The following is a 25,413-nucleotide window of genomic DNA, read 5'->3' as shown; positions in this document are numbered from 1 at the left end:
CTCGTTTCACTGCTTTTTGACCTTTATAGTTGTACCTTAATTTTTAAAAAATTTATCCTGTATCCGCCTTAACTGCAAAACAATGGAGTCATCATCTAAATTTACCATATCATAACATATGGTTTCTCCCTTTTTTACGTCGGTTTTAAGAACCGTCTTATCGTTTATCAAGCCAATAGGAAGTGCATTTTGCTTGCGTGCATTTTCTGCCGTATCAATAATACCATAAACCGTGTATCCACCAATTCCGTCCAAAGACTCTCCTGCTTTTAAATCCTTCTTGGCTACCGCAACCGTTTCCGAAACCGGTGCACCTGCCGGAGAAATTGTTGGTTCACCATACAAAAATGCCCTGGCCGCCGAAAGCGGTGTTTCAATACACACTAAATGGTATGGCCTATATAAAACATAATTGGGGCCATCACCCATCGAAATATAAGACATAATCTCCTTTGTTACCGGATAGTCTGAATTAATAACTACAAAAACTCCCGGAGCTATACCAAATGCATAATCTACTACACCATGCTTGTCTAGTAATCCGCCTTGCTCCTTTAAGCTAAAAAGTTTTGGAATATCTTTTAAGGTAGCATAAGGTCCGATTAAACCTCTCTGAGATGGAACAAAACCCGTAGAATTAGATACCGCAGTCAACTCAATCATTGTATTTGTGGCATCAACAAAAGACGTGAGCATGCGCGGGTTAATACCCTTTGCATCGGCTTCTTGCCTCATTGTATCGGGATTTGCCTCTCGATTTAGCGGATTATTTTTACCTTTGCCTACGGCAACCACATTAAAACCTACAGCATCCGCAAAGTCATAAAGCTCTTTGATGGCACCTGGTTCATCTCCTGCAGACACAGTATATACGACCCCTGCACTATCTGCCATTTGTTTAAGCACCGGTCCTACCGTCACATCTGTTTCTACATTGAGCATAACAATATGTTTCCCATTATATATTGCTTTTAAAGCGGCATTAGCTCCTACCTCCGGTACACCTGTAGCTTCAATAACTACATCCACCGGTAAAGCCTTTGCCACAACTTCAAAGTCCTCAGTTACTACATATTTACCGCTTTTTATGGCTTTTTCAGCTTCAGACACAGTATTGGTTACATAAATATCTTTACAATCAACGCCTGCGGCCCGAAGGGCTTCTTTTGCTTTATCTACGGTTCTGTTGGCTATAATAGGTATATTCATACCTTTCATTTTTAACACCTGAGTTACAATTCCGCGACCCATTTGACCAACACCAACAAGGCCGACATTGATCTTTTCTCCGCTTTCGTCAAGCTTTCTAAGTCTTGTATTTATATTTAGCATGGTTATATACTCCTTATATCATCTGATAGCCGGATTACTGGGCATTTTCAATGATGATTTTTTCACCTATATCTATGGCTAGTGGCTCATTACCCTTTAAATGAATATCGCCGGGCATTTCAGATGTCGACTTGCCATCAAATTTAAGACATACATGACCCATTAACCTTAAATTATTATTAGCTTTCTCTCCGACAGCTGTAACAATGTAGGCCCTGCTTCCAAGGTAAAGTTTGTCACCTGTTTTAACATCCTCTGCCAGCTCGCCGCCGCTGTGCATTATAGAAATATCTTGCATTTCCAACGGCATCTCTTTTTTTGAAAATAACACAATTATTTTTTGACCAAAGAACTTTTGTGCCATTTCACCGATATTTGTTACAGTAACTTCATATTTTTTCATAGATTGCCTCCTTCTTTTCCTATGAGTTAAACTAATATATAATCAGGTTTAATATATTATTAAAAACCTCGTTAACAGCTTCGGCTAACTTATATTTACCATCTCATCACAGCTCATGCTACGTGAATTATTATACCATATTAAGTTATTATATCATAGCAAAATAATACTAAACGTTTGAATTGGAGTAAGAAATCTGGAATTAAATAAATTAAAGAAACGGTTCAATGCTAATATATAGCGTTTTGGACCGTTTCTTTTACAATATACTAATATATTAAAATAATTTTATTTCTTTGGAACACTTTCCCAATCAGCCAGAAATCTCTCAATACCAATATCTGTCAGTGGATGTTTTATCATCTGCATAAGCACTTTATACGGAACAGTTGCAATATCTGCACCGGCTCTGGCTGACTCAAATACATCCATAGGTGTCCTGATACTGGCCGCAATAATTTGTGTTGAAATATCGTGCAAGCTGAATATCTCGGCAATGTCTGAAACCAAAGCAATTCCGTCTTGAGTGATATCAGTAAATCTTCCTACGAAAGGACTTACATATGTAGCTCCGGCTCGTGCCGCTGCCAGTGCCTGGTTTGGATTAAACACCAGCGTTACATTTGTCTTGATGTTTTTTTTACTAAGTACGTTTACTGCTTTGAGTCCCTCCCATGTCATTGGTATTTTTATAACGATATTTGGATGCCAAGCAGCTATATCCTCAGCTTCCCTGACCATACCCTCCGCTTCAAGGCTTATTACCTCGGCACTGATTGGACCGTCAACTATTGAAGTGATTTCTATAATAGTTTCTTTAAAATCCCTGCCTTCTTTGGCTATCAAAGTCGGGTTTGTGGTAATGCCACAAATAATCCCCGTAGCGGCTGCTTCACGGATCTCATCAACATTAGCGGTGTCAAGAAAAAATTTCATTAAATTTAACCCCCATTATCTTTATACTACTTATACTGTTTATACTATTTTATACTATTTTCTAAAAATGTTCCAGCAAAATACTCATATTCCTAATCATTTAATTTTATTCTTTTCCCGGTTTCCAAGTAAACCACCATTTCACCGATATTGGTGCTATGATCTCCTATTCTTTCTAAATGCCTTGCTACCATTAAAAGTTGCGTGGCTTGAGATATAGTCTTAGGATTTTCCATCATAATAACAAGCAGTTCCCTAAAAATCTGAGCATAGAGATGGTCAATCTCCTCTTCCATATTAAACAAACTTTTTGCCATGTTTATATCTCTTCTTACAAACGAATCTAGCGCAACCCTTACTATATCTTGTGCAACCTTTGCCATACGAGGGATATCAATGAGCGGCTTTATATACTGCTCATCAATAATTCGTTTTGCAATTCTGGAAATGTTTACGGCCGTATCCGAAATTCGTTCCAAATCCGTAACCAATTTTATTCCGGCAAAAACAGCACGCATATCCTTAGCCATTGGTTGCTGTCGAATCACAAGTCTGATACACTTATCTTCTATTATTTGTTGAAGTTCGTCTACCTGGTCATCTCGATTAATAACGGTTTCGGCCAAGCCTAAATCCTTGCTTATTAAAGACTCGACAGCATCATATATTTGTTGCTCAATGATTCCTCCCATTTTCAATATCTCTTGATTAAGCTCATCTAAATCTTTATCAAACCACTGCCTGGGAGCTGACATTTTTTATACCTCCGCTCAAGTTATTATTTTGAGTTCTAGCCAAATCTTCCGGTAATGTAATCTTCCGTGCGTTTGTCCTTAGGCGTATGAAACATTTCCACGGTAGGCCCAAGTTCTACCAGTTCACCGCTCAAAAAGAAAGCAGTGTAGTCGGAAATTCTTGCGGCCTGCTGCATATTATGAGTAACTACAACTATAGTATACTGCTGCTTTAAATCTAAAATAAGTTCTTCAACCTTCATTGTAGAAATTGGATCTAAGGCTGAGCAGGGTTCATCCATCAATAGTACTTCAGGCTCAACGGCAAGGACTCGAGCTATACACAACCTTTGCTGCTGACCGCCGGATAGACCTAACGCTAAGTCCTTCAGCCTATCCTTTACTTCATTCCACAGGCCCACCGCCTTTAAGCTTCGCTCTACAATATTGTCAATTTCTGTTTTATTTCGTATACCGTGGATTCTGGGCCCATAAGCTATATTGTCATATATGTTCATAGGAAAAGGATTTGGTTTTTGAAACACCATCCCTACCCTTTTTCGCAATTCCACAACATCGGTAGTCGGCAACAGAATATTCTCGTTGTCAAGAAAGATTCTGCCTTCAGCTCGAGCTTCCTCTATAAGATCGTTCATGCGATTTAGATTCCTTAAAAAAGTAGTTTTACCGCAGCCCGAAGGACCTATCAGCGAAGTCACCTGACTGCTTTGTATAGCCATATTAATATTTTTAAGTACATGATTTTCTCCATAGTAAAAATTGAGATTTTCTGCCTTAAACTTATTTACCATTGGTATCCTCCCGGCTAAATAATAATATACATACTAAATCTTTGGTATATAAACGGTAAACGAAGTTCCCTTCTCAAGCTCACTTTCCACTTTAATCCAACCTTCCAAGCCTTTAACCAGATGTTTTACCATAGCAAGCCCCAACCCCGTACCACCTATTTCACCCGACCTTGCCCGATCTACCCTATAAAAACGCTCGAATATCCGATCAAGCTCGTCCTCGGCAATACCGATGCCATTATCAGCAACAGTAATCAATACATTTTCTAAAGTTTCCTCAACCATGATGCTAATTGTGCCACCCTCAGGTGTATACTTTATTGCATTATCCAAAAGATTTATCATAATTTGAAGAAGGCTGTCCTCATTACTCAAGATATGTGCGATATTCTCAGGTAATTTTAGATTTACTTTGTGTTTTTTCTCATTTATTGCCGTTTGCAAAATACTTAGTGCTTTCATTATAACTTCGATCATATCAACCGGTTTTTTAATAATCTCAGTGCCATTTTTTTCTATATGAGAAAAGTAAAGCAGTTCATTAATCAGCCGCGTCATTCGATCAGTCTCTTGTTTTATAATACCTAAAAAATATTTACAGTGATCCTGGCTTTTATACGCACCATCCAGCAGTGTCTCAACAAAACCTGCAATAGAAGTCAGCGGTGTCTTTAATTCATGGGATATATTTGCAACAAACTCTGTCCTAACTTTTTCTAATTTCCTTAAATCTGTAATATCCCTTAGTATTATCACTGCTCCAGAGTTTTCTATCTTATTTATCGGCGAGATATTTATATAAAATATTTTCTCTGTTGATGTAATAATTTTAAGTTCCTGACTTAGATTTTTAGAAGTTGTTAAAACAGTATTAACCAAATCATACAGCTCTTTATTTCTCAGCATTTCTAAGAGATGTCTGCCCAAAAATTCGTCTTTTTTTATTTTAAAAAGCTTTTCAGCCGCCGAATTCATCATAACTATATGGCAGTTATGGTCCACCGCAATTAGGCCTTCAGCCATGCTGCTTAAGACTGCCTCAGTCTTATCCCTTCCGTCTTTTAAGTCATTAATTGTTTTTTGCAAATTATCTGACATGCAATTAAAAGACTCGGCAAGTATTTTTATTTCTCCGGAAGCTCTGACAGGTATTTTCATGCCATAATTCCCTTGAGCCATCTCTTTAGCAGCTTGAGTTACTTCTTCCATAGGTTTTGTAACTCTTTTTGAAAAGACTGTACTCATAAAAAAAGCAATAATCAGTCCTGCAATAGTTGAAGAAAAAATAATTCCCCATATGGATTTAGAAAGATAATTAATTTTTGAAAGCGGTAAAGACAAACGCAGGACAGCAATAATTGCGTCGTTTTTCAGAACAGGCAGTGCGACATACATCATCATAGTTTTTACTGAACTGCTATAACGTATACTTTTCCCAATTTTACCCATATATGCTTGCCTTATCTCTTGCCTATTTTTGTGATTCTCCAGTTCCTCTGGATTTTTTTCGGTGTCGGCAATCACGTCGCCCTTTAAATCTACAATAGTTATTCGGGTATTAATATCTTTGCTCAATGCCCTCACTGTTTCATCAAGGCTTTCTTGCTGTTCTAGTTCGGAAGCTAAGAATGTCCGCAGAACTTTTGCATGTGTTAGAAGCATGTCTTCAGTAGTCTTTGTAAAAAATTGTTCAACTGCTCTTACGGTAAAAACTCCGGTCATAGAAAGACTTATAAATACGATGATCATATATGTTATAAAAATATTTCGCCTCAACAAACTCACTCCCTATACCCGAAGCGATAACCTACACCACGAACTGTTTCAATGTAATATCCTGTTTTATCATCGGCTTCTTCTAACTTTCTGCGCAAATTGCATACATGAACATCAACAGTGCGCGTATCGCCCATAAAATCGTAGCCCCATACCTTCTCCAGCAGATGCTCACGGCTAAATACATTAAAAGGATTGGCAGCAAAAACTTTTAGCAGCTCATATTCTTTTAATGTAAGGTCTAATCTTGAACCGCTAAGCAAAACTTCATGTTTTTGTTCATCAATAACAAGATCATTAAACTCGTTTACTGAATGCTCAGGCTCTTCAGGCTTTCTCCTGTCTTCTACGCGTCGAATGACTGCTCGCACTCTTGCTACCATCTCTCGTGGGCTAAACGGTTTTGTAATATAATCATCAGCTCCCAATTCTAGGCCAACGATTTTATCAATTTCGTCACCCAGAGCCGTAAGCATTATTATCGGGATTTTTTTGGTAGATGGGTCACCCTTTAGAATACGGCACACTTCCAATCCGTCAATTTTAGGCAACATAAGATCAAGAATAATCAAGAGCGGTTCATCAGTCCTTGCAATGCTTAAAGCTTCCTTGCCGTCCATAGCTTCTTTTACCTTATAGCCCCGGCTTTCAAGATTAAACCTAACTAATTCTCGGATATTTTTCTCGTCATCAACAACTAAGATTGCCTTCTTGGTAATTTCCATGGAATACCTCCAAAAGATATACTATATTATGTTTCATACTACAATTATAAGCATATTTCGTGGAAATTGAAAATATCCTTTTATATAATCTTTATGAAAGCCTTGAATATCTGCTTAAAACTATATGAGTAATCATATTTAATATTAATATAGTAATTATCAGCACTGCTGCCGTTCCAAAAGCCGCATCCAATGCTCCAACCTCCATTGCAGTAAGATATATATGCATAGCTAATGTTCGAGCAGGATCAAAAATTGAATGTGGAACCAGTACCGACCCTCCGAGAGTTAGAAGAAAGGCAGCTGTTTCGCCTATTATTCGACCTATCCCCAAAATAATACCTGTAATTATCCCGGGCATAGCTGCAGGGATAATTATATGAGCCACTGTCTGCTCTTTACTTGCTCCTAAAGCAAGGCTTCCCTCCTTATATTCTTGAGGAACGGCTTTTATAGCTTCCTCGCTTGCTCTTATTAAGATTGGTAATATCATAAATACACCGGTCAGCGCACCGGAAAGAATTGACCATCCGCCTGTTATAGGCTTCAATTTCACTACAAATAATGCAAATCCAAAAAGGCCAAATACTATAGACGGAACGGCCGACAGCATATCATTTCCGAAACGTATGGCTTTTACCCAGATAGTTTGTCTTGAATATTCAGTTAAGTATACAGCAGTAGCAATCCCCATAGGTGCCGCAATGAAAATCGTAACCGCAGTAAAATAAAATGTTCCGAGTATAGCAGGATAAATACCTCCCTCCATACCCATCCGACGTGGAAGCTGTGTTAAAAATTCTATGTTGATTTTGTTAAGTCCGCGAGAAATAATGTAAATAAGGATTGTCGCAAGGATTGAAAATGTCAAAAGACCGCTTAGCCATAATACGACTTTTATAACTTTTTCAGCAGTTTTGGGCTTCATTTGACCTTTACTCCTTTTTCATATATTCTCAGTGCAAATATGTTTATGACCATTATTAGTATAAATAACACTATTCCCGTTCCAAACAATGCCTGCATGTGATCGCCTGCAGCAGCATAAGCCATTTCGATAGCTATATTGCCGGTCAAACTTCGGACGGGAGAGAATATTGACTTAGGAAATCCTACCGTATTGCCTGCCACCATTATCACCGCCATGGTCTCACCGATAGCCCTTCCCATGCCTAAAACTACACCGGCTATAATGCCTGATTTTGCCGTCGGAAGTATAATGTGCCAAGTAGTCTGCCAATCAGTTGCCCCTAAAGCTAATGAGCCCTCCTTCAAATCATGTTCGACGGATTTCAGAGCATCACTAGTGATGTTTATAATAGTAGGCGAAATCATTATGGATAAAATAATGGAAGCTGCCAGTATGCTGTAACCCGACTGAATCTGTGATTGTTTTATTCCAAAACATGCTTTTTGAAATTCTCGTATTATAGGAACAACCATAGTCATGCCAAAAAGCCCGTATATAACGGAAGGAATTCCGGCCAAGAGCTCAATCGCAGGATTAATCAGTTTTTTAACTTTTTTTGGTGCATATTCCACTAAAAATATTGCCGTAAAAATACTAAGAGGCACACCGAGAACTATTGCACCCAATGTAGTAGTAAAAGTGCCCATAATCATCGGCAATATCCCGTATAAGCCTTCTGAAGGACTCCACTTTTGACCAAAAACAAAGTTAAAAAATCCAACTTTTTGTATTATCGGATAACCTTCAATAAAAACGAATAAGCATATCATAATGACTGCCGCTATAGATAAAGCAGCACACAAAAAAAGTATTTTTTGCATCCCAAGCTTCTCCTATTCTGTTAAAATGGGGCAGTAGCACAGAACAATATCGAGCTTATGAGAAACAGGTCTTTTTTTAAGAAGACCTGTTGCTGTCTGTGCGTATACTCAGGTTATGTCTTAATTTACAGGTATAAAGTCTTTTTCAACAATTTTTTGACCTTCACTGCTTAAAACAAAATCAATAAAGCTTTTAACCAAACCTGTTGGCTCTTCTTTGGTCATATAGATAAACGGCCTCGCCAGCTTATAAGAATTATTTAGAATATTTTCTTTTGAAATGTTAACACCGTCTACTTGAAGCGCTTTTACTTCATCATTTAGGGAGCCAAGCGATATAAATCCAATAGCATCAGGCGTTGTTGATACCGTTGTTCTCAATGCACCGGTGGAATTCTGAACAATGGCTTTCTCGGTAAATTTTACATCTTTACCCAATACTATTTCTTCAAAGGCACCTCTTGTTCCGGAACCATCTTCACGTATGACTACAGTTATTGAAGCATCACTGCCGCCTACATCCTTCCAATTTGTCACCTCACCTGAAAAAATGCTCCTTATTTGCTCAATGGTCAGGTTGCTGACTGGATTTTCCGGATTTACTATTACAGCAATACCATCTTTTGCAATAACAAATTCTTTTACATTTTTTTCTTCAGGTTTTAATTCACGGGAAGATGCACCGATATCCGCAGTTCCTTCCTGAGCTGCTTTAATGCCGGCTCCGGAACCGCCTCCTGCAACATTAATCTTAACTTTTGGATATTTGCTCATAAATTCCATAGCCAACTCTTCCGACAGCGGCTGAACTGATGTTGAACCTGCTATTTGGATGGAACCGCTAAGTTCAGCATTGTTATCATTATCATACTGTTCTTGAGGTTGGGAATCTGTGCTGCTGCCGCATCCAACAGCCGAGACTAATAAGGCTAATAACATTAACAAAGTAAAAATAGATTTTACATAATGTCTTAACATGTTTTCTCCTCCTTTAATTCTAAAAAATTATTTACCTCATCTATAATTATAAAAAGAGAAGTTTATATCAATGTTAAGGAATTGTTAAATATTATTATGGATATGTAAAGCTGAATAATTTAACTTATCAAGCTTTAAAACTTTTGAGAGCAGAAATTACCTCATTGAAAATCAGTATCAAGAATTTATAAATATAAAGAGCGACGGTGTGCACCGTCGCTCTTTAATAATGTTTATTAAATTTTTTAGTTCGGATTTTTTAAGGCATAAATCCTATCTGTCAAAAAATATGTTTTTACCAGTAGCCGACAAAGGAATTCCAAGCACCACATCACCCTCTATAAGCTGCATCTTTCGAGCTACAACCCCGATGCGGTACATAATTCGGTTATCTACATTCAGCATGCTTGCGGTCTTTACGGCAGAGCCTACCGCAATACCCAAGTCAACAAATCTCCATGGGCAAAACGGGCCTGCAAATTCAGCACCATCGTGGGGTTTAGGAAGTTTTGTGCAATCGTCATATCCGCATGCTCCGCAGTTGAGTCCGGCAGTTGCCGCATTTTTTACAGCAACTAACAGCACAGCCCCGCAACTTGCAATTCCTCGTCCATCCCGGTCATAATTTCGTTTGCCGTGTTTTTCTCCATAGGCAGCCATCTCTTCTCCCAACCTTACAAGCTCAGCCTCGTCATCTATAACCTTGACCTCGATATAGTCTTTCCCTGCAGTCTTAGGAGCGGTTCTGGCAGATAAAGCCATGAACTCAGCCGCCATTTTCAATGCATTTTTCATGAGAATAGTGCCTCCTTATAAATATTCATTTCAGTATATAAAATAAAATTAAAGTTTGACTTCTTACTTTCCTAATTGTTGTTTAAAATGCTAACTTTTTCAAATAATGATTTATTTTTTTCCTGTTTGGATTCAATCCGCTCAAGTCGTTTCTTAAACCGGCATATATCATCCTTTAAAGTGTATCCAATAAATGTATTTTTCTTATAAATTATTTCTAAAGCCCTTTGTGTTGCAAGAGCAGCTTTACCGTAATCTTTAAGTTTGTGCTCATAATATTTGGCAAGTTCTTCCAGTGCAAAGACGGTATCTATATTACCTTTAGCCATTTTAATCCAAAGATTTTCAGCATCCTCCCAACAATTCAATCTCTTGTAGAGCAGCGAGAGCTGCCTATATGATTTTTCTTGGACTTCCGGCACATCCAAGGCCATTTCATAACATCTTATACTCTGCTCAATCATGCCCATATCTTCAAAAACTCTGCCTAAACAGTAATAATCTTGATTTACACAGGTTTTTGAGTCGAAAGGAGTTTTAAAGGATTTTGCCATATTAACTGTTAGTGAAACCATAGACAGAATATCCATGCGGTTATGATAAAATATGGGCTTTAAAGAATTAGGATTTCTATCCCTCAAAAATCTGAAATAAACTGAAGGAATTTCATAGCCGGGTATATCACCTTCACGCCTAAGTGACAGAAGATTTTCCTCCAGCGATGAAAGGCTTACACTCTCCAATCGCTCTCTATAAAGCCTTCGTGCAGCAGCCAGAAGGTCAAGATGAAATGTCTTTTCTACCGGGTTTTCCATGCGGTTTAGCATATAGCGGGTTGATAAAAGGGGTATATCATATGATTTTCCGTTAAAGCTTACAAAGCTGTCAAAATTTTTTAACAAATCACTTAAACTATATAGTGCTGCCGCCTCCTCGTCATAATCGCTTATAAAATATTGTTTAATTTTAAAACTACTGCCTTCAAAAAAACCAACTCCTGCCAAAAAAGCCATGGTTCCCGTACCGCCGGCAAGGCCGGTGGTTTCTGTGTCAATGAAAATCGCTCGAGAAAAGTCAAAATCTTTATAGGCACAATTTTTAGCAATGAGTTTTACTATTTCCCCGGAAATATTAAATATGGCATTGAGTTCAATTTCACCGTGTATATGAGAACCAGGATAACTTTTTTCAACTACAAAGTGCTCACCAAGCGGTGTGTTTACTGTTGTTGCCCCAAGTAATGTACTTATCTCTGAGTAAGGCTTGGTTTTAATTGGCACATCGCTTCTCTTGTCACTTGCCTGTTTATTAGATACATATGCCCTTAACTTTTCCGAAAGATTCAATCGGAAAGCACCCCTTTAATGATTTTTAAAGCAAACTTTTTACTGCCAAAGCCAACTTCATCATATGGCCCTACACATGAAGGACAGCCATCCTCACAGTTGCATTCCATTATAACCTGTCGAGCCGCTTTTAACAGCTGGTCTTCCATATTATAGAGTTTTTCGGAAAAACCTACACCGCCGGGGAAATTATCGTAAATATATATGGTTGGTTTTTGTGTAAACGGCGACTTGATTTGCACAACCCCCCGAATATCTTTGGGATCACACATTAAATAAAGAGGAGCAATATTCACCATAACATTGCATAATCCCAGAAGACCTGATTCCATCTCCTCTCGAGAAAGTTCCTTTATATTCTCGGGAATTGAAAGCCAATATGCAGTCGTATGCATCTCCTCAGGCGGCAGGTGTATATGACCAAAACCTAAGTTTTCATGAGTAAAAAACTTTATCTTCTTAAACATTGTAGCCAAACTAGTAACCATTACTTCTCCTACATAGTTTTGGCCATTATCTACGGTCTTTTCTCTAAACACATCCAAAACCTTAATTTCTACAGCAAGATTTGCATCAGTATAATAATCTGCATCAACTTTTCGAACATAGGCCTTTTTTTCTTCATAATCTAACTTTTCCACCTGATATTGCTGACCCGCATGAATATATATTGCCTCTTCGTGAATCATCATCGGGGCACTACTTTGATCTACTTCCCCTATAACTTTAGCATCTTTGGTGATATCTATTATCACGAAATTTTCCGCCGATGCACTTCTAAGACTTACTTCTTCAGCAGGAAACGATTCAGCCATCCAGTGCCAGCGGCCTCCCACATGACGCAGAATTCTTTCTCCTTCTAAAAAATCCAAAATCTCATATATGTTTTCCTTGCCGAAAGTTTCACCGTCAGCAAAAGGTAATTCAAATGCGGCACATTTTATATGACTTACGAGAATATAAAGATTGTTCGGGTTAATCAAACCATGTTCCGGCGAAGCCTCAAAGAAATACTCAGGATGATTGATTATAAACTGGTCCAATGGGCTGCTGGAAGCTACGAGAATTGAAGCAGACAGCGAATTTCTTCGACCTGCTCGGCCGGTCTGCTGCCAGGTGCTTGCCACTGAGCCTGGATAACCGGTTATAATACTCGCATCCAAATTGCCTATATCTACGCCCAGTTCTAAGGCATTTGTGCTGACCACTCCAAAAATTTCCCCATCCCTAAGACCTTTTTCAATCTCTCTACGTTCTTTTGGAAGATAGCCACCGCGATATCCTTTTACCAAGTTCATTCCGCCGGGAATGCTTTTCATCTCATCGCGCAAGTATGTAAGCAGCACCTCTACCGCCAAGCGGCTGCGGGCAAAGATTATTGTTTGAATCTTATTTTTTAAAAAAGTTAAAGCAAGCGTTTTGGCTTCAAGCAAACTGCTGCGTCTGATGCCCAGCTGTCGATTTACTACAGGAGGGTTATAAAAGATGATATTTTTTTCACCAGATGGAGCACCGTTATGGTCAATTAATACCATGGGCGTTTCGGTTATTTTTTCTGCAAGTTCCCTAGGGTTGGCTATGGTAGCCGAACAGCAAATAAAAATAGGATCCGAACCGTAAAACCTGCATATTCGCTTGAGTCTTCGCAGGACATTTGCGGTATGGCTGCCAAATATTCCTCTATACATATGTATCTCATCAATCACTACATATTTCAGGTTGGAAAAAAGTTTCATCCACTTGGTGTGATGTGGCAAAATACCTGTATGAAGCATATCAGGATTTGTAACAACTATATGGCCGTCTTTCCTGATAGCTACCCTGGCATTAACGGGAGTATCGCCATCATAGGTAAATGTCTTGATATTTTCACCCATCACATTGACCAGATTCATAAGTTCTGATACTTGGTCTTGAGATAGGGCTTTTGTTGGAAACAGATATATAGCACGGGAATTTTTATCGGCAAGAAGATCATTGAGCACCGGAAGATTATAGCAAAGTGACTTACCCGAAGCTGTAGGAGTCACTACCGTAATATTGTTTTTTGCCGTTACTTCGTCAAGTGCTTTTCTCTGGTGAGAATAAAGCCTGTATATGCCCTTTTTTTTCAAAGCCGAAACTAGTTTCGGGTTCAAATATTCGGGAAAATCTTCATATTCACCGTGTTTTTCAGGAATAACTTTCCAACATGTTATGTTTTTGGCAAAACGCTCTTGGGTTTTTAACTGATCCATTACCTGTTCTAGATTCATTTAATGCCTCCCATCCACAGCTTCGTCCTTTATTATAACATACCAAAATACTGAAAAAAAGCAGCATGTGATAAATCTAGTATAAGAAACCGATGTGAATGTAAATTAGTTTTAATCTGCAAAGTAATATATTATAAAAAATGGGCGGTCGATGACCGCCCCTACCGGATATGGATAATTGAATTAGTAAATCATATATTGATAACTAATCCATTATTCCATTGCAAAAAGTTAATTTGAACTAGAAATGTCAACATATTGGTTTTGATTATAACAAGGCACGCTGTATGTTGACCATGAGTTTAAGAAAATAGGATTTTAATATTAGAACCGTTCATAAGAATCATTCATAAATTGTATGTTAGCAATTAAATTAGTAAATTGTATTTTGATAACTAAATTAAAAATGAAGTTTTTACACTAGAATCAATTAATAGTAAATAATCTCTATATGTTTGCCCATTTTTTCTAATATCTCTGCCAATTCTCTTACTACATTTAGCTTTATGGAAAGATTTTTAGGAAAATCAGGATTTTGATGTGCAGGATTTATAGCCCTGCCTAAAAGAAAAATAACATCCGTGGCATCTACGAGAATCCTCGCAAGCCTTGAAGCACCATCTTTTTGTTCCAGTTGGCGAAGTTCCTTATATTGGGCACAAGGGTCAAAATACCTCATAATAAGCTCTCTTGTACGAGCCAAAGTCAGAACACCTTCAGTCACAAGGTCTATCCCTTTGATATGTGCAATAGGAGGTATCTCAGGATCTATGAATTCTGTAGATGTTTCTATTTCTCTGCCTAGAACACGTGCTGCAATCTGAGCTGCGGTCCCTCCGCATACCACCTTTTTCCCGGGCTTTCGCATTAAATGAGCAATTACCTTTTCATCATCATCAGGCTTTTGAGGCGGCCCGGTAAATACTGTTACAAATTGTGGGGCAATGATTTTTAGTGCTGCAACTGTTGCATCATCTCCGGCTTTGTCCATGTAAAAATTCATGGTGGCTGTAGAGAGTAATTTAACAAGACCTCCTAAAGTGTGTTCAACTTTTGATACTTTTTCGATATATTGAGCTATATTCTCCCATTGCCATCCGAGATTTAATATACCACCTATTCCCGCATGTACGACACCGTCGCTCATAACTATAAAAATATCATCTCTTTGAACCTTCAAACGGTGTTCCCTTACTTCTTTTCCCTCTATCTTCCTTACTGTTCCGTTAAGTTTTATAACACTACCTTCTCTTAAAAGGACTACCGGAGGATTGCCATATTCGGCAATATAGCAATTCCCAAATGAATCTACTCTTATAATGGTAAATGTAGAATAGGCGATTTTTCGCACCTTGCAGATAGGCAATGTAGCCATTATAGTCTTAACCGTTTCTTCGATACTAGATCCTTGCTTCAACATCGTCACGGCTATTTTACTTGTCAGCGTCGCAAGGATATTTGCCTTGACTCCGCTGCCTAAGCCATCGGCCATTACCATAATAGTTTCTTCAACGCTTTGCACTGCCTCTACCTTATCGCCGCAAAGCTCTTCACCATATTTATTATTACTTTCCCAATACAATTCCGTTCTTACTTCCATTATTATTCACCCGGAATCTCATCAATTAAAAGCCGCTGTATCTTATTTAACAAAACTTTTGTTTCGGCCGTGGTTTCACCTAAAACACTTGCAATTTCCTGAGCTACTCTCATCTGCTTTTCTATGACCTGCTGAGCGGTTTCCACAGTTTCCTTGCGCAGCTTTATGCTTCTTTCTTGGATTTGTTGTTGAGCTGTTATATCCGTGATTATACCTATTATCAATGAATGTTCTTTTTCATAATATATATCTTGTTGAGTTATCAACTCATACATAGGTAAATACACTTTTTTGTTTATAATATTTTGTTTTGTTTTACTTACATATTTAAAATCATCATCATCAAACAGCAAACTTAAAGGTTTATGGATAATGTCAGTACTGCTAATTTTAAACATTTTTTCAGCACCATTGTTGAATACCTGAACATTCATATCCATATTTACTGCAATAATGGCATTCGGTGTTGATTCAATAATTAGATTCGAAAGGGATTCTGCTCGATTTCTCATGTAAGGCATACACATATGAATTTCGGCCATACCATTATATACAGCTTCAGCCTTTTCCCGACATGAATTATATCCGCAAACACCACAATTTAATTCGTGTTCCGGCCTATACTTCCCTGTAGTTTCTAATATGCGCTTTATTTCTTCTTCGCTGGGCTTTTTGATTTCCAAAGGCATTGGATTATAGGACTTTTTAAAATCTAATTGAATATCTGTTTGTTCTACCATCATCGGCTCTGCGCATGAGCTGTTATTTCGTGCAAATATTTTCACACATTTAATACGCTTAAAAGGGCCTCTGTTTATGCTGCCAACAGCAGGTCCGTTAATACATCCTCCTTCACAGGCATTCATTTCTATCCAAGTTCTATGAAATTCACCCTTTTTTATCTCATCAAGCATCATAATACAATTTTCCTTGCCGCTGACCTCGATAAATTCACGCCATTTATCTTGTATAAAAGGTTCAATGGTTTTATAACTGCCTCCCGGTATCGGGTAAAAATTGGCATCATCGCAAAAACCGTTTTCCACCTCATTTACAGACTCTAAAATGGGGTCAATTCCCTCTTCTTCCCACCATGCCATAAGCTCTTCAAAGGTTAATACCGCATCAATACCATAATTGCCTTCATCGTGAATCTCCACTTTTTTCGCAAGACATGGGCCTATAAAAGCCACTTCCTTATGTCCCTTTATATTTTTTAAGTATCTGCCATGTGCCTCCATAGGAGATACCACCGGCACTAAACATTCAATAAGCTCCGGGTAGTATTTTTGAATTAAGTAATTAATAGCAGGACATGCGGTAGTGATTAAGTTAGGCTTCGATCTGTTGTTGTAATGCTTTAAATAATCTTTGGCAATAAGCCTGGCACCTACAGAAGTTTGATATACAGCCGAAAATCCAAGTTTTTTTAAAGCTGAAACTATTTGACTATAATGCTGAAAGGAAAAAATTCCAGCAAACGAGGGTGCAAGGCTGACAGCCATATCATTATCATTTTTAAGTAAATGCTTTACCCTTTGAACATCGCTTTTAACGGTTTTAGCGTTTTGCGGACATATGGTAAGGCATGTGCCACATGTTATACACCTTTCATCGACTATCTCCGCTTGGTCATCTTTCATGCGGATTGCTTTTACAGGACATGCCCTTATGCATTTATAACAATTTTTACAATTTGCTCTGGAAAAGTTAATTACTTCCATCAGCTATGCCCCCAGTATTTTCTCCTTAAAAAAAGCTTCAGCACTATCTACATCAACTGAATAGGGCTTGCTATCTTCTATCCTGACCGAAACAGGATTGCGGCAGTTGTTACAGCAAAACTCGGCCTTTAGCTCCCACTCCTTATCAAGATTATACTCATTTATCAATTCTTTAAAAATCCTTATAATATCGTAGGACCCCTTTAAATGACACGAACTGCCCACACATACACTTATAGCTCTCATAAACTCTCCCCTCTATTCATTTAATTTTTTAATAACGCGAAATTACCTGCATATTTGATAAAACTATTCAGACTTCAATTTACAGATAACAGAATTTGCTCTAAAGTTATTATATAAATAAAAAAAGGTATTGTCAAATATTTCACAATCACCTCGTTACCTGTAACGCTATTGCTTTTATATCACCTTTAAATGTTTTTTTTGAAGTTTATACCGATTTCACTGCTAATATTTCCCAAACGCTCTCTTATTTTTTTTACCTTATCAAAATCAATGCCTATGAGATCCGCTATTTCATCATCTCTCAATCCTAAAGACACAGCATCCAAAAACAGATACAAGTCCACCCCGAATTCCTTTTTTATCTGACTTGCACTTACATCTATTTTGCTTAATGAGCCTTTCCTGTTATCGGTCATATTACTACGCCCCAATCTATACATGACTCTACTTAGAAGTTGTTTCCGTCACTCTTTCGATACTCAAATTCCCATCTTCATCAATCCATGCAGACTTCACTTCTTTTAGTCTTCCTATACCTTTTTGGTTTAACTGCCTAAGCATTAAATCTATACTCACTCCAACCCTATCTAAATTATCTTGAATCACTTCACCCCCATCTATTACTAAAGTCGGAAAAATCCCCTGATTTGACCATAAACCCAAATCCCTTGGAGTTACAGTCTGCATATATTTTTTCTTTATAACGCTTAATTTGCCATTAGGCTCTATGGCCGCTTCTTCAACTTCATTGATGTTAGTCACATCTTTTTCTCTGAGCAAAACGAGTAAATCTGTGATTGTAATTCGCTCTTTTTTTAAATTTGATACCACAACTTCGCCATCTTTTATGAGAATTCTTGATGTTCCCTGTAAGATATTTTCCACCTTGCGATTCTTAGTAATTATGATGGCAAGTAAATAGTTTAGCAAGGATGTAATAGCAACAGGAAAAATGCCATGCGTTAGCCTGATATCATGGTCTTCCAGTGGTATTGCAATAGCGGATCCCATTATAATCATAAACACAAGGTCAAATGGTGAAAGTTGAGCAACTGTTCGCTTACCCATAAGTCTTACCAATGTAAGACTTACCATAAAAAGTATTAAGGACTTATATGCATGCAGGAGTAAATCTTTTAATATACTCATGTATTCTTCACCTTTTCATTCATTTTATCAAGAGCTTTAATCATAATGTTAAAATCAGACATTAATGTTATTCCATTTCCAGCGTCTGTCATAGCTTCGGCTGCCTTTAACAGTGATTTTTGCACTTCCTTTATTAACATACACTGACTTTCAAATACCATATGCCTCAGTGAAATCAAAAGCTTTTTTTTAGATAATTGATTATAATCATTTGGCAAATCCACTAAAGCCTGACTCATAAGTTCTATCTCTTTGATATCTTTACTTAATTTTATAAGGCTTGAAGATTTAATCAATGCCTGTTGTAGATTGTCATCAACTTGACTCTCTACATCTCTTATAGAATCTGTCAAGGATTTCAAATTATCTTTATATGCAAGCATATTACCTGCAAATTCCAACGTAGTCGGGTTTTTCATGTTTTTTTATCCTTCCCTTTGTTTCTTTTATTTATTTTAAGGATTATAGCAGTTTTTATGCACCTGCATTTTCAATAAATATACAGTTGGAATAAATTGATTAATTTGATATACTTAATTTTGATTGAAACTACTTTAGCATTAATAGGAGCACTTATTTTAACAATATTTCGAGGTGAAACATATGAGACAAAAGTATACATACACAATATCAATAGCAGTTGTACTTTTTTTATTTAGTTTTTTGATACCTATATCTTTTGCTAACGGGGCGGAGCAAACAGAATCTCTTCCGTCTATATCAGGCGAGACAGGAATATTGATAGATGCCTCAACCGGAAAAGTGCTATATGAAAAAAATGCTTATACCCGTATGGAACCTGCCAGTACTACAAAAATCATGACAGCCATTTTGGCTCTTGAAAAAGGAAATCTTTCCGATGTAGTCACAACTGGCAAACAACCTACCTTGGCAGATGGCACAAGGATTTACCTTGAAGAAGGGGAGCAGCTCACTTTAGAGCAGATGCTCTATGGTATGATGCTAAACTCCGGCAATGATGCGGCAATCGCAATAGCAGAGCATATTGGTGGAAGTGTTGAAGCCTTTGTTGAAATGATGAATGAAAAAGCTCGCGAAATCGGAGCTAAAGATACTACCTTTGTAAACCCCAACGGATTGCCTGCGAAAGGGCATTTGACTACTGCCTATGATTTAGCTCTTATATCCAGATATGCCCTTTTAAATCTGCCGGAATTTAGAAAAATCGTATCAACTAAAAATGCTGAAATCCCTTGGCAGGCTCAAGACTCTGATAGACAACTTATAAATTTAAATAAACTCCTATGGAATTATGAAGGAGCAGACGGAGTTAAGACCGGATATACCAGTACTGCCGGCTCTACATTAGTAGCTTCAGCAACTCGAAATGGATGGCAGCTTATTTCGGTTATATTGAAATCCGATGCCATTAATGTTTGGCATGACAGTGCAGCCTTATTGGACTATGGTTTTACAAATTTTGAAAGAAAAAATATTTTGAGCGAAAATACATTAATAACCGAAGAAAAGGTTAAGTATGGAGATTCAATCGGATTACTTGCTAACACCTCATTTATTACCGTATTGCCAAAAAACGGCCCAGATGTCACACAAAAGGTTGTTATTAATCCGGATATAAAAGCCCCTGTTATAAAAGGAGAAATTCTTGGGCAAGTAATATTTTATCAAGGAAATGAAAAGCTTGGGAGCGTTGATCTAATTGCCGCTAATGATGTAAAACGAAAGATCTACACATATTGGTGGTTTTGGATAGTTTCCTTATTACTTATTATATATACACCTTTTAGAATAATGGTGGGCATAAGGCGGTACAAAAGAAATAAAAGGCGGGTTCACTATGTTTCTTCTTACGTAAAAAGGTACAGATAAAAAATATGCTTCCACTTAGAGTATAAACAGTTTCTTTATTTTAACTGTCTATCTTAATGGAAGCATATTAATTATTGCTTCAACTTTTGCTGTTTTTTTATTTTAAAACATATACTGTTACCCAGCGCCTTCCAAAGCGCTTTGTTTCTTCACTTGTGTTGAAAAACAAGTCTATCTTTTCACCTTTTATGGCTCCTCCCGTATCCTCAGCCCGTGCGAAACCATAACCATCCACGTAAACTCTAGTTCCCAACGGGATAACCTTTGGATCTACAGCTGCCACTCCCACTCTTGGCGTTGTACCAGTAGCAGTTCGGTTTCCTGTATGAGTATAGGCTGTAGCCAACATTCGGCGTTTTTCAGTATAGGAAAAATCTACGCCTCCACGCGATGCCAATTGCACTGTTCCTGTAAGTACTATCTGAGGCTTGGGTGCTTTTAATACATTTGATTGTGTTGATGTTGAAACAACTTTACCATCTTCAATTACTTCTATTGTTTTTACTTCTTCCTGACCTTCTTCTCCCTCTTGGATCACTTTTTTCTCACCAAGGGGTAAATTAAAGTCCTTCCTTGATACAACCTCAAACGGTATTGTTTTAACCTCAGTTGTAACTCTTTGCTCGACTCTAGTTATGGTTATTTCTCCGCTTTCTGATACAAATTCACAAAGAGACGGTTGAACTTTATCTTTTTCATTAAGGCTGATTTCGGCCTTTGCCAAAAGATTTACTACAGCATTAGGTTGGGTTTTTACTGTCACTTCCTTGCCATCAACAGCAATCTTTACCGGAAAAGCCCTTTTTATCGTTATCTGCATGCCTTCCGTCAATTTTGTATCAAGGCTTGGCATCACCACATCTTCAGGTTCTAAGACTATATTCTCATTAGCGAGCAGCTCTTTTACGGTTTTAGCAAAAGTTGAAACCTCAACCGTTTTATCCTTCTCTCTAATAATCACCTCTTTTTCCAAAGTGGCACAAACAACTGCTCCGGTGAAAACTATTACTGCAATACCGGATGCAATAGCCCATCGGGCTTTCAGCGAAAACACAAAATTCCCCCTCTTTGTAAAAGGTCTTTTAAAAGGTTTTTACTACCATTTAAAGAGCCTTTTACCATTTAATTCTTTCTCTTTATATATTATATAATACTTATATCAAAAGTATACATAGGTTGTCAAATTTTGATTTTCTTCCAATTATTCTTTTTAAATCTTAAAAACATAAAAAATGCTTCTACAACAAACTGGACCACAGTTGCCATCCAAACATAGACTATCGGTTTTTTAAATACAAATACTATCATGAATATAAGTGGCAAACGAACCAGCCATGTTCCTATAATACCTACCTTAAAAGTGCCTCGAGTATCTCCGGCTCCACGTAATGCTCCCGCCATAACCATGGAAATTGCAAGTGTAGGCTGTTCAAATGCTGCAATCCTTATACAAGCAGCTGCTATATTTTTGACTTCATCAATATTGGTAAATAAACTCATTAATTGATGGGAAAATAGTAGAAAAAGCAAGCCGACACCGCCCATCAAAATTAGTGCTAATTTCATAGCAACTAAGGCACTTTTTTCAGCTTCATCGGGGCGTTCTGCACCAAGACACTGTCCTGTTAGTGTTGAAGCTGCCACCGAAAAACCATATCCGGGCATAAATGACATAGATTCTGCGCTCACAGCTACCTGGTGAGCTGCAAAAGGCACAGTTCCCATGCGCGTTATCCAGATGGAAGAAATAAGTCGGCTGCCACTATGGGAAAATTCTTCTAAACATGAAGGCAAGCTCAACTTGGAAAGCTGCTTTACTACATCAATATCAATTTTTACAGCTTGCTTAAGATTCAACTTAACTATGTCTTTTCCTAATAATAAATAACTAAAGGTTATTATACCGCCCACTATTTGTGATAACACTGTAGCTAATGCAGCACCCTTTATTTCCATTCTGGGAAAACCAAAATAACCAAAAATCAATACATAATCGCCAACTATATTTATCGTATTTGCCACCAATGCGGACAGCATCGGAAGCCGCGTATTACCGGCACCCCTTAGAGCAGCATTTAAAACCATTGTTGGTATAAGAAAAATAATACCGAAAGAAACTATCTTTACATAAGTAATTCCCAGTGAAATAACTTCAGGGTCTTTCATGGTTAAAGAAAAAAATGGTCTTGCTAATAAAATGTTAATTACCATTAACACAATACTTACAGTTACTGAAATCAAAAAAGATTGAGCAATAACCTTATTCGCTTTTTCGGGCTGGTCCGCACCGACATGGCGAGCTACCAGTGCCGAAGTTCCAATCCCCATAGCTCCAATTATATTTACCAATGTAAAAGCCAGTTGTGAACCAAATCCGACTGCACTAAGTGCTTCAGCACTCAACCTTCCTACCATGGCTGTGTCAAACATCCATACAGCAGTATGTAATATATTTTCCAAAATAGCCGGCATAGCTAATCTGAATATGATTCGATTAAGCGAAGTCTTGTTTTGTACATCATTGTTGAATATCTCCATAGATTTACCTCACATTGTCATAATTATTAATATGCTGCTATAAATAATTATCTTACTTTGTTTTATATACTGTAGAAAATTACTTACTATAGAAGTATTATACTTGAAAACATTTCTTTAATATAGATGTTATTTTATGATTTTACTGTTGACAACCAGTCTATAAAGGGATATATTAATTAATATATTGTATATATATACATCCTTTGATATATTGATTTTTTCTGATTATTATGGGTAAATCTTGACACTGTGCACTTTTTCATCGTTCTTAACTTTCATTGATATATATTTTGTTGTGCAGAAACTTTAATAATTATGCATAATATTTTATAAAAATAAACAAGGAGGCTTTTTAATGTCTAAAAGTGAAAAAATAATTGAGATTACAGAAAAGTACAGTGCCCACAATTACAATCCATTACCGGTAGTTGTGTGTAAGGCTAAAGGAGTTTGGGTTGAAGATTTGGATGGCAACAAATACATGGATATGCTCAGCGCATACTCAGCAGTAGGTCAGGGCCATTGCCATCCAAAAATAATATCCGTGCTTAAAGAACAGGCTGATAAGGTAACACTGACATCTAGGGCCTTCCACAATGATAAGTTCGGGCCATTCTGTCAAAAGGTCGCCAATCTTGCCGGTAAAGATATGGTACTTCCAATGAATACAGGCGCAGAAGCTGTAGAAACGGCAATAAAAGCTGCTCGGCGCTGGGCCTATGATGTGAAGAAATTGCCCGAAAATTCGGCAGAAATTATCGTATGTGAGGATAATTTTCACGGCCGCACTACAACTATAATCTCTTTTTCTTCAGAAGAGGATTATAAGAGAGGTTTTGGCCCATTTACCCCCGGTTTTAAAATTATCCCTTATGGTGACATCGACGCACTTAAATCGGCTATCACGCCAAATACTGCCGCTTTCCTTTTGGAGCCCATTCAGGGTGAAGCGGGAATAAATGTGCCGTATGATGGATATTTAAAAGATGCATATGATTTATGTAAACAAAATAACGTGCTTTTTATCGCCGATGAAATTCAAACCGGTTTGGGACGCACCGGAAAAATGTTTGCTTGTGATTGGGAAAACGTTGTGCCTGACATCTATATACTGGGTAAGGCCCTTGGCGGTGGTGTAGCGCCTGTTTCTGCCGTTGTGGCAGACAAAGAAATCCTTGGTCTTTTTGAGCCAGGCTCCCACGGCTCTACTTTTGGAGGAAACCCCTTGGCTTGTGCATGTGCTATAGCAGCGCTGGAGGTTATAGAAGAAGAAAATCTTGTTGAACGCTCCTTAAAAATGGGCGAATATTTTCAAGAAAAGCTCAAGGAAATCAAAAACCCGATTATAAAAGACATTCGCGGTAAAGGTCTGCTTATAGGTGTTGAATTGACAGAAGAAGCTCGACCATACTGTGAAGCTTTGATGAAAAAAGGACTTCTCTGCAAAGACACCCACGCTGCCGTTATCCGCTTTGCTCCACCACTAATTATTACAAAAGAAGAAATTGATTGGGCAATGGAAAAAATAAAATCAGTTTTAGGCTAAAATCAAAAAGAAGGTAACTCCATACATGGAAGTTACCTTCTTCTTTGTTGCATCCTTTGTAGAAAGGTTGCTGCAATAAATCTAATTGCCTGCGACGGCTCACGGCCTGATGGCCGCTTCAATGAATATCATGCTCTCTATTCAGCCCGTGTAAAAACAGCAGCGATAAACCGCCACAAGCTAATAGACTGAACAAGCTGATAACCAATTGAACAGGTGTTGTTTCATAATAACCTGCCACGCAAAAGGCCGCTGTAATTGGATAAATGTAGCGCATTGTGCTTGGCATCCCGAAAAAAAGGCCAAGGAATGAATAGATTTCAGCGTATACGAGAGCAAGCCAGTAACCTTTTTTTAGCCTGTATACAATGGCTATGATGGGAGATACGGCCAGAAACAGGCAAATCCCTTCTAAAAGATATATTTTAGCGAAGTTAAGCACCATAGCCAAATCAAGCAAAGAAATATGAAGCACCGCTTCTACGGTCAATGTGACCGCAAACAAAAAAGCATACAGGACAACGGAAAAAACTGCCGTCATAATCAGCTTTGCCCGTATTAAATCTGAAACGCTGACAGGGATAAGGGAGAGGGATTTCATGGTATCGTCCTGATCCCCTGCAAATCATGTAGCTTCCCATAAGCGCAATGATGGCCGGGAACACATACAAGCTCCCCAGGGATTGTGTCGCGGTCATGTACCATGTAGCTTTGTCTACATAGCGCTTGCCGTAATATTGAAACTGCCCCTGCATAAATACGATAAATGCTACCATGATAACAGAAAAGACAGCAATCCATATAACCTCTGAGCGTTTTAGCTTTAGTCGTTCCGCCCATAACAATGTTCTCATTTCAATCCACCTAGTT

General features: G+C 37.9%; 24 protein-coding genes and 1 pseudogene. 2 read left to right on the top strand and 23 right to left on the bottom strand.

Annotation, left to right across the window (positions count from 1 at the left end):
• Positions 1 to 36: 36 nt before the first annotated feature.
• The 19 genes from TEPIRE1_RS04925 to TEPIRE1_RS04835 all read right to left on the bottom strand — a co-directional run bounded on the left by TEPIRE1_RS04925 (position 37) and on the right by TEPIRE1_RS04835 (position 19,024).
• Positions 37 to 1,332, bottom strand: coding sequence for an NAD(P)H-dependent oxidoreductase (locus TEPIRE1_RS04925; RefSeq protein ID WP_013778060.1), 1,296 nt, complete (start codon positions 1,330 to 1,332; stop codon positions 37 to 39).
• A gap of 34 nt (positions 1,333 to 1,366) precedes the next feature.
• Positions 1,367 to 1,735, bottom strand: coding sequence for a PTS glucitol/sorbitol transporter subunit IIA (locus TEPIRE1_RS04920; RefSeq protein ID WP_013778059.1), 369 nt, complete (start codon positions 1,733 to 1,735; stop codon positions 1,367 to 1,369).
• Between the two features lie 288 nt (positions 1,736 to 2,023).
• Positions 2,024 to 2,671 (bottom strand): fructose-6-phosphate aldolase, encoded by a 648-nt coding sequence (fsa, locus tag TEPIRE1_RS04915; protein WP_013778058.1) that lies wholly within the window; start codon positions 2,669 to 2,671, stop codon positions 2,024 to 2,026.
• A gap of 92 nt (positions 2,672 to 2,763) precedes the next feature.
• Positions 2,764 to 3,426, bottom strand: coding sequence for a phosphate signaling complex protein PhoU (gene phoU / locus TEPIRE1_RS04910; protein WP_013778057.1), 663 nt, complete (start codon positions 3,424 to 3,426; stop codon positions 2,764 to 2,766).
• 35 nt (positions 3,427 to 3,461) lie between these two features.
• Positions 3,462 to 4,217, bottom strand: a complete 756-nt coding sequence (gene pstB / locus TEPIRE1_RS04905; protein WP_013778056.1) for a phosphate ABC transporter ATP-binding protein PstB — start codon at positions 4,215 to 4,217, stop codon at positions 3,462 to 3,464.
• Between the two features lie 33 nt (positions 4,218 to 4,250).
• Positions 4,251 to 6,002, bottom strand: coding sequence for a two-component system histidine kinase PnpS (pnpS, locus tag TEPIRE1_RS04900; protein WP_023211436.1), 1,752 nt, complete (start codon positions 6,000 to 6,002; stop codon positions 4,251 to 4,253).
• Positions 5,999 to 6,718 (bottom strand): response regulator, encoded by a 720-nt coding sequence (locus tag TEPIRE1_RS04895; protein ID WP_013778054.1) that lies wholly within the window; start codon positions 6,716 to 6,718, stop codon positions 5,999 to 6,001. The genes pnpS and TEPIRE1_RS04895 overlap by 4 nt, the downstream gene beginning before the upstream one ends.
• A gap of 91 nt (positions 6,719 to 6,809) precedes the next feature.
• Positions 6,810 to 7,646: a phosphate ABC transporter permease PstA gene (gene pstA, locus TEPIRE1_RS04890; protein WP_013778053.1), complete on the bottom strand. Its 837-nt coding sequence runs from the start codon at positions 7,644 to 7,646 to the stop codon at positions 6,810 to 6,812.
• Positions 7,643 to 8,509, bottom strand: coding sequence for a phosphate ABC transporter permease subunit PstC (gene pstC / locus TEPIRE1_RS04885; protein ID WP_013778052.1), 867 nt, complete (start codon positions 8,507 to 8,509; stop codon positions 7,643 to 7,645). The genes pstA and pstC overlap by 4 nt, the downstream gene beginning before the upstream one ends.
• Positions 8,510 to 8,629: 120 nt before the next feature.
• Positions 8,630 to 9,487, bottom strand: a complete 858-nt coding sequence (locus TEPIRE1_RS04880) for a phosphate ABC transporter substrate-binding protein (protein WP_013778051.1) — start codon at positions 9,485 to 9,487, stop codon at positions 8,630 to 8,632.
• Positions 9,488 to 9,760: 273 nt separating this feature from the next.
• Complete coding sequence (locus TEPIRE1_RS04875; protein WP_013778050.1) at positions 9,761 to 10,282, bottom strand: ferredoxin domain-containing protein; 522 nt, start codon at positions 10,280 to 10,282, stop codon at positions 9,761 to 9,763.
• Between the two features lie 71 nt (positions 10,283 to 10,353).
• Positions 10,354 to 11,628 (bottom strand): ribonuclease H-like domain-containing protein, encoded by a 1,275-nt coding sequence (locus TEPIRE1_RS04870; RefSeq protein WP_013778049.1) that lies wholly within the window; start codon positions 11,626 to 11,628, stop codon positions 10,354 to 10,356.
• The gene (locus tag TEPIRE1_RS04865) at positions 11,625 to 13,883 is read right to left on the bottom strand and encodes a DEAD/DEAH box helicase (protein WP_013778048.1); all 2,259 of its coding nucleotides are present in this window, start codon (positions 13,881 to 13,883) and stop codon (positions 11,625 to 11,627) included. The genes TEPIRE1_RS04870 and TEPIRE1_RS04865 overlap by 4 nt, the downstream gene beginning before the upstream one ends.
• Before the next feature lie 430 nt (positions 13,884 to 14,313).
• Positions 14,314 to 15,483, bottom strand: coding sequence for a SpoIIE family protein phosphatase (locus TEPIRE1_RS04860; RefSeq protein ID WP_013778047.1), 1,170 nt, complete (start codon positions 15,481 to 15,483; stop codon positions 14,314 to 14,316).
• Between the two features lie 2 nt (positions 15,484 to 15,485).
• Positions 15,486 to 17,207 (bottom strand): [Fe-Fe] hydrogenase large subunit C-terminal domain-containing protein, encoded by a 1,722-nt coding sequence (locus TEPIRE1_RS04855; protein WP_013778046.1) that lies wholly within the window; start codon positions 17,205 to 17,207, stop codon positions 15,486 to 15,488.
• A 3-nt stretch (positions 17,208 to 17,210) separates the two neighbouring features.
• Positions 17,211 to 17,453 carry a (2Fe-2S) ferredoxin domain-containing protein gene (locus TEPIRE1_RS04850; RefSeq protein ID WP_013778045.1) on the bottom strand — a complete coding sequence of 81 codons (243 nt, stop codon included), beginning with the start codon at positions 17,451 to 17,453 and terminating at the stop codon, positions 17,211 to 17,213.
• Positions 17,454 to 17,641: 188 nt separating this feature from the next.
• Positions 17,642 to 17,872, bottom strand: a complete 231-nt coding sequence (locus TEPIRE1_RS04845) for a hypothetical protein (protein ID WP_015295196.1) — start codon at positions 17,870 to 17,872, stop codon at positions 17,642 to 17,644.
• A gap of 28 nt (positions 17,873 to 17,900) precedes the next feature.
• Positions 17,901 to 18,605: a YetF domain-containing protein gene (locus TEPIRE1_RS04840; protein WP_013778043.1), complete on the bottom strand. Its 705-nt coding sequence runs from the start codon at positions 18,603 to 18,605 to the stop codon at positions 17,901 to 17,903.
• Positions 18,602 to 19,024: a DUF2138 family protein gene (locus TEPIRE1_RS04835; protein ID WP_013778042.1), complete on the bottom strand. Its 423-nt coding sequence runs from the start codon at positions 19,022 to 19,024 to the stop codon at positions 18,602 to 18,604. The genes TEPIRE1_RS04840 and TEPIRE1_RS04835 overlap by 4 nt, the downstream gene beginning before the upstream one ends.
• A 184-nt stretch (positions 19,025 to 19,208) precedes the next feature.
• On the opposite strand from TEPIRE1_RS04835, the gene TEPIRE1_RS04830 reads away from it, so the two are divergent.
• Positions 19,209 to 20,456 (top strand): D-alanyl-D-alanine carboxypeptidase family protein, encoded by a 1,248-nt coding sequence (locus TEPIRE1_RS04830; RefSeq protein ID WP_013778041.1) that lies wholly within the window; start codon positions 19,209 to 19,211, stop codon positions 20,454 to 20,456.
• 97 nt (positions 20,457 to 20,553) lie between these two features.
• Here the strand turns inward: TEPIRE1_RS04830 and TEPIRE1_RS04825 are convergent, their stop codons facing one another.
• Positions 20,554 to 21,510, bottom strand: coding sequence for a ubiquitin-like domain-containing protein (locus TEPIRE1_RS04825; protein WP_013778040.1), 957 nt, complete (start codon positions 21,508 to 21,510; stop codon positions 20,554 to 20,556).
• A 125-nt stretch (positions 21,511 to 21,635) separates the two neighbouring features.
• The gene (locus TEPIRE1_RS04820; RefSeq protein ID WP_013778039.1) at positions 21,636 to 22,994 is read right to left on the bottom strand and encodes an MATE family efflux transporter; all 1,359 of its coding nucleotides are present in this window, start codon (positions 22,992 to 22,994) and stop codon (positions 21,636 to 21,638) included.
• A gap of 358 nt (positions 22,995 to 23,352) precedes the next feature.
• On the opposite strand from TEPIRE1_RS04820, the gene TEPIRE1_RS04815 reads away from it, so the two are divergent.
• Positions 23,353 to 24,543 carry an ornithine--oxo-acid transaminase gene (locus TEPIRE1_RS04815; protein ID WP_013778038.1) on the top strand — a complete coding sequence of 397 codons (1,191 nt, stop codon included), beginning with the start codon at positions 23,353 to 23,355 and terminating at the stop codon, positions 24,541 to 24,543.
• A 118-nt stretch (positions 24,544 to 24,661) separates the two neighbouring features.
• Here TEPIRE1_RS04815 and TEPIRE1_RS04810 read toward each other — a convergent pair whose 3' ends face one another.
• A complete protein-coding gene (locus TEPIRE1_RS04810) occupies positions 24,662 to 25,144 on the bottom strand; it encodes an ABC transporter permease (RefSeq protein WP_015295192.1) in 483 nt (160 codons plus the stop codon).
• A 76-nt stretch (positions 25,145 to 25,220) separates the two neighbouring features.
• Positions 25,221 to 25,397, bottom strand: a pseudogene (locus tag TEPIRE1_RS14230) (ABC transporter permease); the annotation flags it as partial.
• Positions 25,398 to 25,413: the final 16 nt, after the last annotated feature.

The organism is Tepidanaerobacter acetatoxydans Re1 (assembly GCF_000328765.2).
GTDB classification, from domain to species: domain Bacteria; phylum Bacillota; class Thermosediminibacteria; order Thermosediminibacterales; family Tepidanaerobacteraceae; genus Tepidanaerobacter; species Tepidanaerobacter acetatoxydans.
Note: the sequence above shows the minus strand (reverse complement) of the source record. Positions and strands in the feature narration are given on the sequence as shown.